At 71.4% G+C, this 15476-nt stretch carries 17 protein-coding genes; 12 read left to right on the top strand and 5 right to left on the bottom strand.

The window, feature by feature from the left end; translation table 11 throughout:
• The first annotated feature begins 33 nt into the window (after positions 1-33).
• The 8 genes from ACQYWQ_RS21870 (at position 34) to ACQYWQ_RS21905 (ending at position 7005) form a co-directional block, all read left to right on the top strand.
• A complete protein-coding gene (locus ACQYWQ_RS21870) occupies positions 34-285 on the top strand; it encodes a F0F1 ATP synthase subunit C (RefSeq protein WP_431036801.1) in 252 nt (83 codons plus the stop codon).
• A 40-nt stretch (positions 286-325) separates the two neighbouring features.
• Complete coding sequence (locus ACQYWQ_RS21875) at positions 326-868, top strand: F0F1 ATP synthase subunit B (protein WP_431036803.1); 543 nt, start codon at positions 326-328, stop codon at positions 866-868.
• On the top strand, positions 865-1680 hold the full coding sequence (locus tag ACQYWQ_RS21880; RefSeq protein ID WP_431036804.1) for a F0F1 ATP synthase subunit delta: 816 nt from the start codon (positions 865-867) through the stop codon (positions 1678-1680). Before ACQYWQ_RS21875 ends, ACQYWQ_RS21880 begins: the two co-directional genes overlap by 4 nt.
• A gap of 245 nt (positions 1681-1925) precedes the next feature.
• Positions 1926-3518 carry a F0F1 ATP synthase subunit alpha gene (gene atpA, locus ACQYWQ_RS21885; RefSeq protein WP_431036806.1) on the top strand — a complete coding sequence of 531 codons (1593 nt, stop codon included), beginning with the start codon at positions 1926-1928 and terminating at the stop codon, positions 3516-3518.
• A 20-nt stretch (positions 3519-3538) separates the two neighbouring features.
• Positions 3539-4456: a F0F1 ATP synthase subunit gamma gene (locus ACQYWQ_RS21890; protein WP_431036807.1), complete on the top strand. Its 918-nt coding sequence runs from the start codon at positions 3539-3541 to the stop codon at positions 4454-4456.
• Positions 4456-5898, top strand: coding sequence for a F0F1 ATP synthase subunit beta (gene atpD / locus ACQYWQ_RS21895; protein WP_431036809.1), 1443 nt, complete (start codon positions 4456-4458; stop codon positions 5896-5898). Before ACQYWQ_RS21890 ends, atpD begins: the two co-directional genes overlap by 1 nt.
• A gap of 146 nt (positions 5899-6044) precedes the next feature.
• Positions 6045-6419, top strand: a complete 375-nt coding sequence (locus ACQYWQ_RS21900) for a F0F1 ATP synthase subunit epsilon (protein WP_431036810.1) — start codon at positions 6045-6047, stop codon at positions 6417-6419.
• A gap of 139 nt (positions 6420-6558) precedes the next feature.
• The gene (locus ACQYWQ_RS21905; RefSeq protein WP_431036812.1) at positions 6559-7005 is read left to right on the top strand and encodes a DUF2550 domain-containing protein; all 447 of its coding nucleotides are present in this window, start codon (positions 6559-6561) and stop codon (positions 7003-7005) included.
• Between the two features lie 251 nt (positions 7006-7256).
• On the opposite strand, the gene ACQYWQ_RS21910 is transcribed toward ACQYWQ_RS21905, so the two are convergent.
• The 3 genes from ACQYWQ_RS21910 to ACQYWQ_RS21920 form a co-directional block, all read right to left on the bottom strand.
• The gene (locus ACQYWQ_RS21910) at positions 7257-9122 is read right to left on the bottom strand and encodes a glycosyl hydrolase family 18 protein (RefSeq protein ID WP_431036813.1); all 1866 of its coding nucleotides are present in this window, start codon (positions 9120-9122) and stop codon (positions 7257-7259) included.
• Positions 9123-9330: 208 nt separating this feature from the next.
• The gene (locus ACQYWQ_RS21915; RefSeq protein ID WP_431036815.1) at positions 9331-10044 is read right to left on the bottom strand and encodes a response regulator; all 714 of its coding nucleotides are present in this window, start codon (positions 10042-10044) and stop codon (positions 9331-9333) included.
• Entirely contained in the window at positions 10041-11222 is a 1182-nt protein-coding gene (locus ACQYWQ_RS21920; RefSeq protein ID WP_431036817.1) for a sensor histidine kinase, read from the bottom strand. The genes ACQYWQ_RS21915 and ACQYWQ_RS21920 overlap by 4 nt, the downstream gene beginning before the upstream one ends.
• A 202-nt stretch (positions 11223-11424) precedes the next feature.
• Here ACQYWQ_RS21920 and ACQYWQ_RS21925 point away from each other — a divergent pair, with 202 nt between their 5' ends.
• Positions 11425-11988: a hypothetical protein gene (locus ACQYWQ_RS21925; protein ID WP_431036818.1), complete on the top strand. Its 564-nt coding sequence runs from the start codon at positions 11425-11427 to the stop codon at positions 11986-11988.
• Positions 11989-12065: 77 nt separating this feature from the next.
• Entirely contained in the window at positions 12066-12503 is a 438-nt protein-coding gene (locus ACQYWQ_RS21930; RefSeq protein WP_431036819.1) for a PPOX class F420-dependent oxidoreductase, read from the top strand.
• On the opposite strand, the gene ACQYWQ_RS21935 is transcribed toward ACQYWQ_RS21930, so the two are convergent.
• Positions 12482-13108, bottom strand: a complete 627-nt coding sequence (locus ACQYWQ_RS21935; RefSeq protein ID WP_431036820.1) for a TetR/AcrR family transcriptional regulator — start codon at positions 13106-13108, stop codon at positions 12482-12484. The genes ACQYWQ_RS21930 and ACQYWQ_RS21935 overlap by 22 nt on opposite strands.
• Positions 13109-13142: 34 nt before the next feature.
• Positions 13143-13715, bottom strand: coding sequence for a cob(I)yrinic acid a,c-diamide adenosyltransferase (locus ACQYWQ_RS21940; protein ID WP_431036822.1), 573 nt, complete (start codon positions 13713-13715; stop codon positions 13143-13145).
• A 295-nt stretch (positions 13716-14010) separates the two neighbouring features.
• On the opposite strand from ACQYWQ_RS21940, the gene ACQYWQ_RS21945 reads away from it, so the two are divergent.
• On the top strand, positions 14011-14859 hold the full coding sequence (locus tag ACQYWQ_RS21945; protein ID WP_431036823.1) for a 3-hydroxyacyl-CoA dehydrogenase family protein: 849 nt from the start codon (positions 14011-14013) through the stop codon (positions 14857-14859).
• Between the two features lie 218 nt (positions 14860-15077).
• Entirely contained in the window at positions 15078-15380 is a 303-nt protein-coding gene (locus ACQYWQ_RS21950) for an STAS domain-containing protein (RefSeq protein WP_007821973.1), read from the top strand.
• The last annotated feature ends 96 nt before the right edge of the window (positions 15381-15476 follow it).

Below are 15476 nucleotides of genomic sequence, written 5' to 3' on the forward strand. Positions count from 1 at the left end.
CACCGGCCCTTGTAAAGAGAAGGAAGAACCGGCATGTCCGCTCTCCAGACCCTCGCCGCCGACGGCCTCACCGGTGACCTCAAGGCGCTCGGCTCCATCGGCTACGGCCTCGCGGCCATCGGCCCCGGCGTCGGCGTCGGCATCATCTTCGGCAACGGCACCCAGGCGCTCGCCCGCCAGCCCGAAGCGGCCGGCCTGATCCGCGCCAACCAGATCCTCGGCTTCGCCTTCTGTGAGGCGCTCGCGCTGATCGGTCTGGTCATGCCGTTCGTCTACGGCTCCTGATCACCCGATCTCGTACGCCCACTAGACGAAAGGCACCCAAGTGAGCTCACTGCTGATGCTCGCGGCGGAAGAGGAGAACCCCCTCGTTCCGCCGATCCCCGAGCTGGTCATCGGCGCCCTCGCCTTCGTCATCGTCTTCGGCCTCCTCGCCTGGAAGCTCCTCCCGAACATCAACAAGGTTCTGGACGAGCGCCGTGAGGCCATCGAGGGCGGGATGGAGAAGGCCGAGGCCGCTCGTACCGAGGCCGACAGCGTGCTGGAGCAGTACAAGGCCCAGCTCGCCGAGGCACGGCACGAGGCCGCCCGGCTGCGGTCCGAGGCCCAGGAACAGGGCGCCACGCTCATCGCCGAGATGCGCGCGGAAGGCCAGCGGCAGCGTGAGGAGATCATCGCCGCAGGCCACACCCAGATCGAGGCGGACCGCAAGGCCGCGGCGAACACTCTGCGCCAGGACGTCGGCCGCCTCGCGACCGAGCTGGCCGGCAAGCTGGTCGGCGAGTCCCTGGAGGACCACGCGCGCCAGAGCCGCACGATCGACCGTTTCCTCGACGAACTCGACGCGAAGGCTGAGGCGGCACGATGAACGGAGCGAGCCGCGAGGCGCTGTCGGCCGCGGTCCAGCGTCTCGACGCGCTGACGGACTCGACGTCCGCCGACGCCACGACGCTGGCCGAGGAGCTGACGGCGACCACCACGCTGCTCGACCGCGAGGTGTCCCTGCGTCGGGTCCTCACCGACCCGGCGCAGCCCGCCGAGGCCAAGGCGCAGCTCGCCGAGCGCCTGCTCAGCGGCCAGGTCAGCGGTCCCACCGCCGACCTCGTCGCCGGCCTGGTGCGTTCCCGCTGGTCGCGTTCGCGCGACTTCACGGACGCCCTGGAGGAGCTGGCGACCCTCGCCGAGCTGACCGCCGCGCAGCGGGCCGGCGGCCTGGACGACGTGGAGGACGAGATCTTCCGCTTCGGCCGGATCGTCGTCTCCGATCACGCGCTGCGTGCCGCGCTCACCGACGACTCGGCCCCGGCCGAGGCGCGCGCGAGCCTGGTGCGCACCCTCCTCGCGGGCCGTGCCCACGCGAGCACCGAGCGGATTCTCGCCCGGCTCGCGGCACACCCCCGAGGACGTAGCCTGGAAAGCGGACTGGAAAGGCTCGCCCGGCTCGCCGCCGAGCGACGCAACCGGCTCGTGGCAGTGGTCACCTCCGCGGTACCCCTCAGCGATGCCCAGCGCGACCGCCTCGCGCGGTCCCTGGCGAAGCTGTACGGCAAGGAGCTGCACCTCAACCTCGATGTGGACCCGGAAGTCCTCGGTGGCATCCGCGTCCAGATCGGTGACGAGGTCATCAACGGCTCGCTCGCCGACCGCATCGACGAGGTCAGCCGCCGGATGGCTGGCTGACCAGGTCGGCGCCGCCCGGCCCTGCGCGGCCGGGCTCGCGGACCCGAGCGGTCGCGGAGACCGAGCGGCTTCGGACGCCGAGCGGCTGCGAGGCTTCGGGGCCTGAAGGCCTCCGACACCGAGCAGCTTGAGACATGCACGATCAAACGGCCCGGTTGGGCCGTCCACAGGATGAAGAAGTTCTGGGGGGTTCCCCCAGGAACCCCCAAAGACTTCGGGCCCAACAAGGAGAGCAGGGAACTCAGATGGCGGAGCTCACGATCCGGCCGGAGGAGATCCGGGACGCACTGGAGAACTTCGTCCAGTCGTACAAGCCGGACGCGGCCTCGCGCGAGGAGGTCGGCACTGTCACCACCGCGGGCGACGGCATCGCCCGTATCGAGGGGCTGCCCTCGGCGATGGCGAATGAACTGCTGAAGTTCGAGGACGGCACCCTCGGCCTCGCCCTCAACCTTGAGGAGCGCGAGATCGGTGCCATCGTCCTCGGCGAGTTCAGCGGCGTCGAGGAGGGGCAGCCGGTCACGCGTACCGGCGAGGTCCTCTCGGTCGGCGTCGGCGACGGCTACCTCGGCCGTGTCGTCGACCCGCTGGGCAACCCGATCGACGGTCTCGGCGAGATCGCGACCACGGGGCGCCGCGCGCTGGAGCTTCAGGCTCCCACCGTCATGCAGCGCAAGTCGGTCCACGAGCCGATGGAGACGGGCTACAAGGCCGTCGACGCCATGACCCCGATCGGCCGCGGCCAGCGTCAGCTGATCATCGGCGACCGCCAGACCGGCAAGACCGCGCTGGCCGTCGACACGATCATCAACCAGCGCGCCAACTGGGAGTCGGGCGACCCCAACAAGCAGGTGCGCTGCATCTACGTCGCCATCGGTCAGAAGGGCTCCACCATCGCCTCGGTGCGCAGCTCCCTCGAAGAGGCCGGCGCGCTCGACTACACGACCATCGTCGCCTCGCCGGCCTCCGACCCGGCCGGCTTCAAGTACCTCGCCCCGTACACCGGCTCGGCCATCGGCCAGCACTGGATGTACGACGGCAAGCACGTCCTGATCATCTTCGACGACCTGTCGAAGCAGGCCGACGCCTACCGCGCCGTCTCCCTCCTGCTGCGCCGCCCGCCGGGGCGCGAGGCGTACCCGGGTGACGTCTTCTACCTGCACTCGCGTCTCCTGGAGCGCTGCGCGAAGCTCTCCGACGACCTGGGCGCCGGTTCGATGACGGGTCTGCCGATCGTCGAGACGAAGGCCAACGACGTCTCGGCGTTCATCCCGACCAACGTCATCTCCATCACCGACGGCCAGTGCTTCCTGGAGTCCGACCTCTTCAACGCCGGTCAGCGCCCCGCGCTGAACGTCGGTATCTCGGTCTCCCGCGTCGGTGGCTCCGCACAGCACAAGGCGATGCGTCAGGTCTCCGGGCGTCTGCGCCTGGACCTCGCCCAGTACCGCGAGCTGGAGTCCTTCGCGGCCTTCGGTTCCGACCTGGACGCCGCGTCGAAGGCGCAGCTCGCCCGCGGTCAGCGCCTGGTGGAACTGCTCAAGCAGGACCAGTACCAGCCGATGGCGACCGAGGACCAGGTCGTCTCCATCTGGGCGGGTACCAACGGCAAGATGGACGAGGTGCCCGTCCCCGACGTGCGCCGCTTCGAGAAGGAGCTGCTCAGCTGGCTGCACAGCACGCGGCAGCCGCTCCTCACCTCCATCAAGGAGGGCGCCAAGATGTCCGACGACACCATCACGGCGGTCGGCGACGCGGTCGAGGAGTTCAAGAAGCAGTTCCAGACCTCGGACGGCAAGCTGCTGGGCGACGACGCCTCCGCGACCGCCGCCAAGTGACGACCGAAGGGACCTGACTCATGGGAGCCCAGCTCCGGGTCTACAAGCGGCGTATCCGGTCCGTCTCGGCGACCAAGAAGATCACCAAGGCGATGGAGATGATCGCCGCCTCGCGCATCGTCAAGGCGCAGCGCAAGGTGGCGGCGTCGACCCCGTACGCGACCGAGCTGACCCGCGCGGTCACGGCGGTCGCGACCGGCTCGAACACGCAGCACCCGCTGACCACCGAGGCCGAGAAGCCCGTCCGCAGCGCTGTCCTGGTACTCGCCAGCGACCGCGGTCTGGCCGGTGCCTTCAACGCCAACGCGCTCAAGCAGGCGGAGCAGCTGACCGCGAAGCTGGAGGCCGCGGGCCGCACGGTCGACATCTATGTCGTCGGCCGGCGCGGCATCGCGCACTACAACTTCCGTGAGCGTGCCCTCGCGGGTTCGTGGACCGGCTTCACGGATGAGCCGACCTACGCCGACGCCAAGACGGTGGCAGGACCGCTGATCGAGGCCATCGAGAAGGACACGGCCGAGGGCGGCGTGGATGAACTCCACCTCGTCTACACCGAGTTCGTCTCGATGATGACGCAGACCGCGCGAGACGACCGGCTGCTGCCGCTCCGTCTCGACGAGGTCAAGAAGGAAGCGGCGCCGGAGGGCGAGATCCTCCCGCTCTTCGACTTCGAGCCCTCGGCGGAGGACGTACTCGACGCCCTCCTGCCGCGGTACGTCGAGAGCAGGATCTACAACGCGCTGCTCCAGTCCGCCGCCTCCAAGCACGCTGCCACGCGGCGCGCGATGAAGTCGGCCACGGACAACGCCGGAGAGCTGATCAACACGCTGTCCCGGCTTGCCAACCAGGCCCGCCAGGCCGAAATCACCCAGGAAATCAGCGAGATCGTCGGTGGCTCCAGTGCCCTGGCCGACGCGAACGCGGGGAGTGAAAAGTAATGACGACCAGTGTGGAGACGGCCGTCGCGACGGGCCGCGTCGCCCGGGTGATCGGCCCGGTCGTCGACGTGGAGTTCCCCGTCGACGCGATGCCGGAGATCTACAACGCGCTGCACGTGGACATCGACGACCCGGCCGAGGAGGGCACGCGCAAGACGCTGACCCTTGAGGTCGCCCAGCACCTGGGTGACGGCCTGGTCCGCGCGATCTCCATGCAGCCCACCGACGGCCTGGTGCGCCAGGCCGCGGTGACCGACACCGGCGAGGGCATCAAGGTCCCGGTCGGCGACTTCACCAAGGGCAAGGTGTTCAACACCCTCGGCGAGGTGCTGAACAAGCCGGAGGAGAACGCGAACGTCGGCGAGCGCTGGGCGATCCACCGCACCGCGCCCAAGTTCGACGAGCTTGAGTCGAAGACCGAGATGTTCGAGACCGGCATCAAGGTCATCGACCTGCTGACCCCGTACGTCAAGGGCGGCAAGATCGGTCTGTTCGGTGGTGCCGGTGTCGGCAAGACGGTGCTCATCCAGGAGATGATCTACCGCGTCGCCAACAACCACGACGGTGTCTCGGTGTTCGCCGGTGTCGGTGAGCGCACCCGTGAGGGCAACGACCTCATCGACGAGATGAGCGACTCGGGCGTCATCGACAAGACCGCGCTGGTCTTCGGCCAGATGGACGAGCCCCCGGGGACGCGTCTGCGCGTCGCGCTCGCCGGCCTGACGATGGCCGAGTACTTCCGCGACGTCCAGAAGCAGGACGTGCTGTTCTTCATCGACAACATCTTCCGCTTCACGCAGGCCGGTTCCGAGGTCTCCACGCTGCTCGGCCGCATGCCCTCCGCGGTGGGCTACCAGCCGAACCTGGCCGATGAGATGGGTCTCCTCCAGGAGCGCATCACCTCGACCCGTGGTCACTCCATCACCTCGATGCAGGCGATCTACGTGCCCGCCGACGACCTCACGGACCCGGCCCCGGCGACCACCTTCGCGCACCTCGACGCGACGACGGTGCTCTCCCGCCCGATCTCCGAGAAGGGCATCTACCCGGCCGTGGACCCGCTGGACTCCACGTCCCGCATCCTGGACCCGCGGTACATCGCGAAGGACCACTACGACACCGCCATGCGGGTCAAGAACATCCTTCAGAAGTACAAGGACCTCCAGGACATCATCGCCATCCTCGGTATGGACGAGCTGGGCGAGGAGGACAAGCTGGTCGTCTCGCGCGCCCGTCGTGTCGAGCGCTTCCTCTCCCAGAACACCCACGTCGCCAAGCAGTTCACCGGCGTGGACGGCTCGGACGTGCCGCTGGACGAGTCGATCGCCGCGTTCAACGCGATCTGCGACGGCGAGTTCGACCACTTCCCGGAGCAGGCGTTCTTCCTCTGCGGTGGCATCGAGGACCTGAAGGCCAACGCCAAGGAGCTGGGCGTCTCCTGACCCCCGCGCTTCACCGCCGTCCGGCCGGGCACCGTCCCGGCCGGCGGCACCCGGGGCGCACGCCCCGGCCCGGGGCCCGTACCCGCCCCGTAGAATCTTTTCCCACACCCGGCCGGCGCGCCGGGTGGTGACCCGAGGAGCACCTCTTGGCTGCTGAACTGCATGTCGAGCTGGTGGCCGCGGACCGCAGTGTCTGGTCCGGCGAGGCCACCCTCGTCGTCGCCCGCACCACCTCCGGGGACATCGGCGTCATGCCCGGTCACCAGCCGATCCTTGGTGTGCTGGAGTCGGGCCCGGTGACGATCCGTACCACCGACGGTGGCACCGTCGTCGTCGCGGTGCACGGCGGCTTCCTGTCCTTCGCGGACAACAAGCTGTCGCTGCTCGCGGAGATCGCGGAGCTGTCCGAGGAGATCGACGTCCAGCGCGCCGAGCGCGCGCTGGAGCGCGCGAAGTCCGAGGCGGACGCCCACGCCGAGCGCCGGGCCGAGGTCCGGCTGCGGGCGGCGGCGTCGCACTGACCGCACGCGCGATAACGTAGTACCTCAGCCGCGGCCCGGCCTGGATTCGTCCAGACCGGGCCGCGGCTGAAACCATAGGGTCAGCCCTTTCCCCGGGCCCCGCACAACCGTCATCGAAGAGGCGAGGAGGTCGGTACTGGTGTTCCTCACTCTCCTGGTGTGCGGGCTGGTCGTGGTCCTGGTGGCGGCGGGGCTGTTCGTCTTCGGGCTGCGCAGACGGCTCATCCAGCGGTCGGGCGGCACCTTCGACTGTTCGCTGCGCTGGAACGCGCCCGCGCGCGGCGAAGCGAGCGGCAAGGGCTGGATCTACGGGGTCGCCCGCTACAACGGCGACCGGGTCGCGTGGTTCCGCGTCTTCTCGTACTCGCCCCGCCCGCGCAGGCTCCTGGAGCGCTCCGAGATCGAGGTGACCGACCGGCGCCTGCCGGAGGGCGAGGAGGAACTCGCGCTCCTGTCGGACGCGGTCGTACTCGGCTGTCTCCACCGGGGTACGCGGCTCGAACTCGCGATGAGCGAGGACGCGCTGACCGGCTTCCTCGCGTGGCTGGAGGCGGCGCCTCCGGGGCAGCGGGTCAACGTGGCGTAGGCCGCGCGGCGGCGGGGCCGACGGGTGTCGTCAACCTCACGTCGTACGGGGGCACTTCGGGCGTACGAGCGAGAAGCCGGGGAGACGGGGGGCGTTCCCGTCTCCCCGGCTTCGTCCTCGGGGGGTGGCTCAGTGGTGCGGCCGGTGCGGTGCCCGGTGCCCCGGACGTGCCTGGGGTGCTTGGCGTGCTCGGCGTGTCCGGTGTGCTGGGCGTGTCCGGTGTGCTGGGCCTGCCCGGCGTGCCCGGTGGGTCACTTCAGACCGTCGTTGATCGCCGTGACGAGTTCGCCGTTGCTGGTGTCGCCGCTGAACTCCCAGAAGAAGGCGCCGCCGAGGTCCTGGCTCTTGGCCCACGCCATCTTGCTCTTGATCGTCTCCGGGGTGTCGTAGCTCCACCACTGGGTGCCGCAGTGCGCGTACGCGGTGCCCGCGATCGTCCCGGTGGCCGGGCAGTTCGCCTTGAGCACCTTGTAGTCCTCGATGCCCTGCTCGTACGTGCCGGGCGCCGGGCCGCTCGCGGTACCGCCGGGGGCGTCCTGCGTGACGCCGGTCCAGCCGCGCCCGTAGAAGCCGATGCCGAGCAGGAGCTTGGCCGCGGGGACGCCCTGCGCCTTGAGCTTGGCGATGGCGTCGGCGGAGTTGAAGCCGGCGGCGGGGATGCCGCTGTACGAGGTGAGCGGGGAGTGCGGGGCCGTGGGGCCCTGGGCGTCCCAGGCGCCGAAGAAGTCGTACGTCATGACGTTGTACCAGTCGAAGGACTGCGCGGCGCCCGCGTAGTCGGCGGCGTCGATCTTGCCGCCGTCGCTGCCGTCGGCCGTGATGGCGGCGGTGACGAGGTAGTCGTTGCCGAAGGTCGTACGGAGCGCCGAAGCGAGGTTCTTGAGCGCGGCGGGGCCGCTCGTGTCACAGCTCAGGCCGCAGGCGTTGGGGTACTCCCAGTCGATGTCGATGCCGTCGAAGACGTCGGCCCAGCGCGGGTCCTCGACGAGGTCCTTGCAGGACTGCGCGAAGGCCGCGGGGTTCTTCGCCGCGTCGGTGAAGCCGCCCGACCAGGTCCAGCCGCCGAAGGACCACAGGACCTTGAGGTCCGGGTACTTGGCCTTGAGCTTGCGGAGCTGGTTGAAGTTGCCGCGCAACGGCTGGTCCCAGGTGTCGGCCACGCCGTCCACGGACTGGTCGGCGGTGTACGCCTTGTCGGTGGCCGCGTAGGAGTCGCCCATGACGCACTTGCCGCCCGTGACGTTCCCGAACGAGTAGTTGATGTGCGTGATCTTGCCCGCGGAGCCGGAGCTGTCCAGGTTCTTGACGTGGTAGTTGCGGTCGTAGACGCCCCACTCGGTGAAGTACCCGAGCTTGACCTTGTCGCCGCCCGCGCCCGGGTTGCCGGGCTCGGTGCCGCCGCCGCCCGTCGTGCGCACCTTGACGGCGCCCGATACGGGGCCGGTCTGGTCGGCGGTGTCACGTGCCTGGACGGTGTACGAGTAGTCCGTGCCGGCCGTGAGCGACGAGTCGGTGTACGAGGTCGTCGTCACCGTCGCGACCTTGGCGCCGTCGCGCAGCACGTCGTAGTTCTTGACGCCCTTGTCGTCGCTCGCGGCGCTCCAGCTCAGCTTCGCCGACGTGTCCGTGATCGCGGAAGCGGTGGGCGTGCCCGGCGCGGTGGGCGGGGTGTCGCCCGGTGTCGAGGTCCCGTCGCACGAACCGCCGTTGAGCGTGCACCCGGCGGGGGAGCCGCTGCCCGTGCCGTTGAAGCCGAAGGAGACGGAGGCACCGGGGGCGAGGTCGGCGGCCCAGCTCTTGTTCTTCGCCGTCCAGTGGTCGCCCGTGTTGGTGACGTCGGCGTCCCACGCCGAGGTGACCGCGGTGCCGGAGGGGAAGTCCCACTCCAGGGTCCAGCCGTTCAGGGGCGTGGTGCCGGTGTTCTTCACCGTCCACTTGCCCTCGAAGCCGCTGCCCCAGTCCTGGGTACGGGTGTAGCTCGCTGTGGCCTGTTCGGCGGCCTGCGCGGGGGAGGCGCCGAGGCCGACGAGGGCGGTCAGAGGAAGGAGCAGGGTCGTGAGCCCGGCGAGGACTCTGTTGCGCAGACGGCCCGGTCTGCGGGGGGTTCCTGAACTCAAGGCGTACTCCAGGAGTTGAGTACCGATGGTGGGGGTGGAACCCTGCGACGCCCGTGAACACGGCCCCTCGGGCGAGGGGTGGCATGTTCACCGCAGATGGGGGGAGCGTAGAAAGGTCTGGACCAGCGGTCAAGAGGTCTGGACCAAAAGTGCCCGCGGGGTGTACGGGGGCGCGGACCCCGGACGGGTGGCCCGCGGGCTGCTCCGCCTAAAGGCCCAAGTCCCTGGCCAGGAGCGATGCTTGAAGGCGGTTGCGCAGCCCGAGCTTCGCGAGCAGGCGGCTCACGTGCGATTTCACCGTGCCCTCGGCGACAGCGATCCGCTCCGCGATCTCCGCGTTCCCGAGCCCTTCGCCGAGGCAGCTCAGCACCTCGCGCTCGCGGGGTGTGAGCCGCGCGAGGCCCTCCGGCGGCTCACGCCCCGGCTCCGTGCCGCCGCGCGCGAACGCGGCGAGCAGCCGGCGCGTGACGCCCGGGTCCACGACGCCGTCCCCGGCCGCCACGGTCCGTACCGCCGCGACGAGTTCCGCCGCTTCGACGGTCTTGAGCAGGAACCCGGCCGCGCCCGCGCGCAGCGCGCCGAAGACGTACGCGTCGAGGTCGAAGGTCGTCAGGACGAGTACGTCGGCGAGCCCTTCGGCGACGATCGCGCGGGTCGCAGCGACCCCGTCGACGCGCGGCATCTGGACGTCCATGAGGACGACGTCGGGGCGCAGCGCGCGCGCCCGCGCGAGCGCCTCCTCGCCGTCCGCAGCCTCCCCCGCGACCTCGATGCCCGGCGCACCGCGCAGGATCAGCACGAGCCCGGCACGCACGGAGGCGTGGTCCTCGGCGACCAGGACGCGGAGGGGCCGCGAGGACGGCGACGGGGGCGAGGGCGGCGGCGAGGACGGCGGGGGCGAGGACGGCGGCGGAGTGGTCATGGGAGGGGCGTCTCTTCCTGGGTGGGGAGGGTGGCGCGTACGGTCCACAGGCTCTGCCCGGGGCCCGCGTGGAAGGTGCCGCCGAGGAGCGCGGCGCGCTCGCCCATGCCGAGCAGCCCGGCCCCCGCGCCGGGCGCGCGGGATGCAGCGCCCGGGTCCCGGGGGCTCGTGACGTCGATACGGAGCAGCCCGTCCGTGTGCCGCAGGCGCACGCGCACCTCGCCGGGCGCCGCGTGCTTGAGCGCGTTCGTGACGGACTCCTGCACGATGCGGTACGCGGCGAGTTCGACCGGCGCGGGGAGCGGGACCCGCACCGCCTCCTCCAGGCGGAACCGCAGTCCGTGCGGAGCGCCTTCCTCGTCCGCCTGCCGCAGCAGCGTGCCCACACCGGTGAGACGCGGCTCGGGAGCCGGCTCCTCGTCCTCCGCGCGCAGGACGTGGATGAGGCGGCGCATCTCGGTGAGGCCCGCGACACTGTTCGCGCGGACGACCCCGAGCGCCTCGCGCGCGAGCACGGGGTCATCGGTGGCGAGCGCGGCCGAGGAGTGCACGGCGATCGCGGACAGGTGCCCGGCGACGATGTCGTGCAACTCCCGTGCCATCCGCGCCCGTTCGGCCGCGAGCGCTTCGACGCGGTCGCGTTCGGCGAGCTGCGCGGTCCGCTCGGCGAGCAGCCGCGCCGCGCGCGCCTCCTCGCGGTGGCCGTGCACGACGGCACCCGAGGACGCGGGCAGGAAGCTCACGATGCCGAGGAAGGCGCCGAGCAGCAGCGCCACCGGTTCGCGCAGCCACAGGAGCAGCGCGGCCGTCCCGCCCAGCGTCACGAGCGCGGTCGCGCGCGGCAGCACGCGGGCCCAGCGCGGCGGCCCGTACACGACGACCGCGTAGCAGAGGTCGGTGCCGAGCAGCACGGTGGCGATGGAGCCGCTCGTGCACAGGTCGGCGAGCACCGCCGCGCACCCGGCGGCGAAGCCCGCGCGCGGCAGCGTCCGCCGGTACAGCTCGGCGAGCGAGGCCACCGTGAGCGGTACGAGGACCCATGCCCCGCCGAGCGGCCGCGCCCCGCCGTAACTCGCCACGCCGAGCGCCCACAGGAGCACCCCGCCCGCGAGCCCGGCGGCGGCGAGCAGCGCGTCAGCGCGGTGGGGGCGGGGGAGCCGGCCGGGCGCGGGGGACATGCGGCCATCACAGCACGAAGGGCGCGGCGAGGGCATCGTTCCCCGGCCAGGGCTCCGGGGCGGGGGAACTGCACCTTTCGTTGAGCCGGGAATCGGCACGGGGGCCGAGGCGGCGGGGGCGGGCGGCGGGGAGGCTTCGGGGAGAGGGCCAGAACGTGTCCGCGGGGACGTGGCCGCAGGGACGTGGCCGGAGGGAGTTGCCGTGGTCTTCGCCTTGATCATCGTCTGCGAGGTCGCCTTCTGGGTGCTGCTCGTCGCCGGGCTGCTGCTGCGGTACGCGGCCCGCAAGCCCCGGGCCGGGCTCGCCGTGCTCCTCGTGGAACCGCTCCTTGAGGTGCTGCTCCTGGCCGTGACCGCGCTCGACCTGCGCCGGGGCGCGGAGCCCTCCTGGTCGCACGGTCTCGCCGCCCTCTACGTCGGCTTCACGCTCGCCTACGGCCACTACACCCTCCAGTGGCTCGACGGCCACGCCCGCCACCGCCTCGCGGGCGGCCCGCGCCCGCCGAAACCGCCCAGGTACGGCCGCGCCCGCGCCGCCCACGAGGTCCGCCTCTGGCTCCGTACCCTCCTCGCCGCCGCCCTCGCCTGGGGATTCCTCCAGCTCGCGATCCTCTACGTCGGAGACGCCGACGCCTCCGCCCCGCTCCGCTCCTGGCAGTCCCTCGCCCGGCGCGTGCTCGTCGTCCACGGCCTCATCGCGCTCTCCTTCGTGATCTGGCCCCATCGCGCCTCGGACGACAAGGCGCCGCCCGCGGAACGAAGTTGACGGTTCCCGCGTTGTGCCGGGTGCGGTCGCCGCCACCCGGGGCGACCGCTGTCGCAGCGACCAACGAAGGACCGGACATGCCCTCGAACGACGACCGCGCCCCCGTCCTCGCACTCCTCGGCGAGCGTGGCCGGGGCGGTGTGCTCACCCTGAAGAAGGACGGCCGCCCCCAGGTCTCCACCGTCGACTTCGCCCACGACCCGGCGACGGGCCGTATCCGCTTCTCGACGACCCACGACCGCGCCAAGGTCCGCAACCTGCGCCGCGACCCCCGCGTCAGCCTCTACGTCACGAGCGAGGACGGCGGGGCCTACGGCGTCTACGAGGGCACCGCCTCGCTCACGGACGTCGCCGCGGCCCCCGACGACGCGGCCGTCGAGGAACTCGTCGACCTGTACCGCGCGGTGCGCGGCGAGCACCCCGACTGGGACGAGTACCGCAGGGTCATGGTCGAGGACGGCCGCCTGGTCGTCTCCTTCACCATCGACCACGCCTACGGGTGGGGCGGCGCCTGAGCCGGAGGGGCGGCGGTGAGCCCCATGCCGTCGAGCCACGTCTCCACCGCCGCGCGCAGGTGCGCCGAGGAATCCGTGCTCGCCATCATGAGCACGCCGCCCTGGACGGCGGCGAGGAGCGCCGCGGCGGCGCGGTCCGGGTCGGCGTCCTGCCTGGCCGCGCCCCGGGACTGGTGGGCGCGCAGGCCGGCGGCGAGGGCGGCCTGCCAGCGGATGTGCATCCCCGAGACGACCTCGCGGATGCCGGGGTCGCCCATGCCGAGCTGCGCGGTGAGCGCGCTCAGGTCGCAGTTCGGGCCCTGCGCCTCGTAGTGCGCGTAGACCCGCTCCGCCCACGCGCGCCAGGAGCCGCCGTCGGCGAGCGCGCTGAGCTGGGGTTCCTGGTCGAGCAGGACCTGCTCGCCGGCCCTGCGGGCCACGGCGAGGAGCAGTTCGGACTTGCCCTCGGGGAAGTAGTGGAAGAGCTGGCTGCTGCTCACCCCGGCCGCGTGCCGGACGTCCTCCAGGGCCGTCCCGCCCGTTCCGTGCTCCCGCACCAGCGCCGCCGCGTGCTCCACGATGCGGTGTCGGGTCGCGAGACCCTTGGCGGTGATTCCACGAGGCATGCCCCCAGCGTAAGCGAACCCGCCGCTCCCCGGTCTAGCGCTCCCCGCCGGGCACCCACAGCACGTCCCCGCGTTCCGCGTTCGCCGCCCTGGCCAGGATGAAGAGCAGGTCGGAGAGGCGGTTGAGGTACGTCGCCGTGAGGGGGTTCATGGACGCGCCGTACGCCTCCAGGGCCGCCCACGTCGAGCGCTCCGCGCGCCGTACCACCGTGCACGCCTGGTGCAGGAGCGCCGCGCCAGGGGTGCCGCCCGGGAGGATGAAGCTGTCGAGCTTGGGGAGCGGGGCGAGGAAGCGGTCGCAATCGGCTTCGAGGCGGTCGATGTACGCCTGCTCGACGCGCAGCGGCGGGTGCGCGGGGTTCTCGACGACGGGCGTGCACAGGTCGGCGCCCACGTCGAAGAGGTCGTTCTGCACGCGCGTCAGCACCGCGGCGATGTCCGCGCCGGGGTTCCCGAGCGCGAGCGCGGTGCCGAGCGCCGCGTTCGCCTCGTTCGCGTCCGCGTAGGCAGCGATACGCGGGTCGGTCTTGGCGGTACGGGACATGTCGCCGAGCGCCGTCGTGCCCTTGTCGCCTGTGCGCGTGTAGATACGGGTCAGGTGGACCATGCGGGCAGCCTATCCGGGGCGCCGCGCGCGAGCCGGACGGGGCGAGCGTGTGATGCACGTCCCGGGGGACGTGACGCGCATCTCTTCGGCGCCACCGGGCGCCGCAACGGCGCTAATCTCCGCCGGGGGCCGGTGACTGAACCGGCGTCACACGCGGGGCGGCACGGGCGGCTCCCCGTCTCCGCCAGGGCGGCACGACCGCGAGGCGGCTCCGCGGCAGGCGGAACAATGCGGCCACAAGCCGGGACAATGCGGCCGGTCCAACACAGCCGAATCAACACAAAGAGGTGCGGAAGTGGCAAGGAAGCTCGTCGTCGTCGGAGCCGGGCTCATGGGGTCGGGTATCGCGCAGGTCGCCGCGCAGGCCGGCTGGGAGGTGGCGCTGCGGGACGTGACCGACGCGGCGCTTGCCCGGGGCACGAACGCCATCAAGACCTCGTACGACAAGTTCGTCTCCAAGGGCACGCTCGAAGCGAAGGACGCGGAGGCCGCGCTCGCGCGGATCACGACGACCACCGATCTCGATGTCGCGGCCGAGGCCGAGATCGTCGTCGAGGCCGTCTTCGAGAAGCTCGACGTCAAGCACGAGATCTTCCGCGCCCTCGACGGCATCGTGAAGGACGAGGCCGTCCTCGCCTCGAACACCTCCGCCATCCCGATCACCAAGATCGCCGCCGTCACCTCGCGGCCCGAGCGCGTCGTGGGTACGCACTTCTTCTCGCCGGTGCCGATGATGGCGCTCTGCGAGCTGGTGCGGGGATACAAGACGAGCGACGAAACCCTCGCGCGCGCGAAGGAGTTCGCCGAGTCCGTCGGCAAGACCTGCATCGTCGTCAACCGCGACGTCGCCGGTTTCGTGACCACCCGTCTCATCACCGCGCTCGTCGTCGAGGCGGCCAAGCTGGAGGAGTCGGGCGTCGCGAGCGCCGAGGACATCGACCTCGCCTGCAAGCTCGGCTTCGGCCACGCGATGGGTCCGCTCGCCACCGCCGACCTCACGGGCGTCGACATCCTGCTGCACGCCGCCGACAACATCTACACGGAGTCGCAGGACGAGAAGTTCGCCGCGCCCGAGCAGATGCGCCGGATGGTGGACGCCGGTGACATCGGGCGCAAGAGCGGGCAGGGCTTCTACAAGCACTGAGCTTCGGACGGGCTTTCGTACGGGCCTTCGCGCGGGGCTTCGCACGGGCCTTCGGGTGAGGGGGGTGGCGGCGTCCCGCGCGGACGCCGCCTCACCCTTCGGGGTGAATTCGGTATCGGTTCGCTCACAGGCGGCAACTTCTGTTCCGGGACGGCAGTCAGTTGCTGTGACATACAGGGACACGCGATCGCTGACATGAACACATCGGGGAGTGGGTTATGCACATCAGGGGCGACCACAGCGAGCTGGTCGTCGGGGGCCGCCTCGATGTCCGCAGCGCGGCGGACGCCCGTTCGATCCTGCACTCGGCCGTCGACGACGGGGTGGGGGATCTCGTGCTCGATCTCTCCGAGCTGGACTCCTGGGACGCGACGGGGCTCGGGGTGATCATGGGCGCGCACCGGAGGGCGGGGCGCTGCGGGCGGCGGCTCGTCCTCCGCGCGGTTCCCGCGCAGATGCAGCGGCTCCTGGTGGCGACGCGGTTGCACCGGATTCTGGCGATCGAGGCGGTCGCCCCGTAGACCGGGGCGGTGGCCCCCGCAGGTGGCCCCGCGTCCCGGGGCTCCGCCGCCGCGCCGCTCCCCGCACGCCGGAGGGGCTGCCGCGGTCCCGGCGAT

It is taken from the genome of Streptomyces sp. P6-2-1, from assembly GCF_050613165.1.
GTDB lineage: Bacteria > Actinomycetota > Actinomycetes > Streptomycetales > Streptomycetaceae > Streptomyces.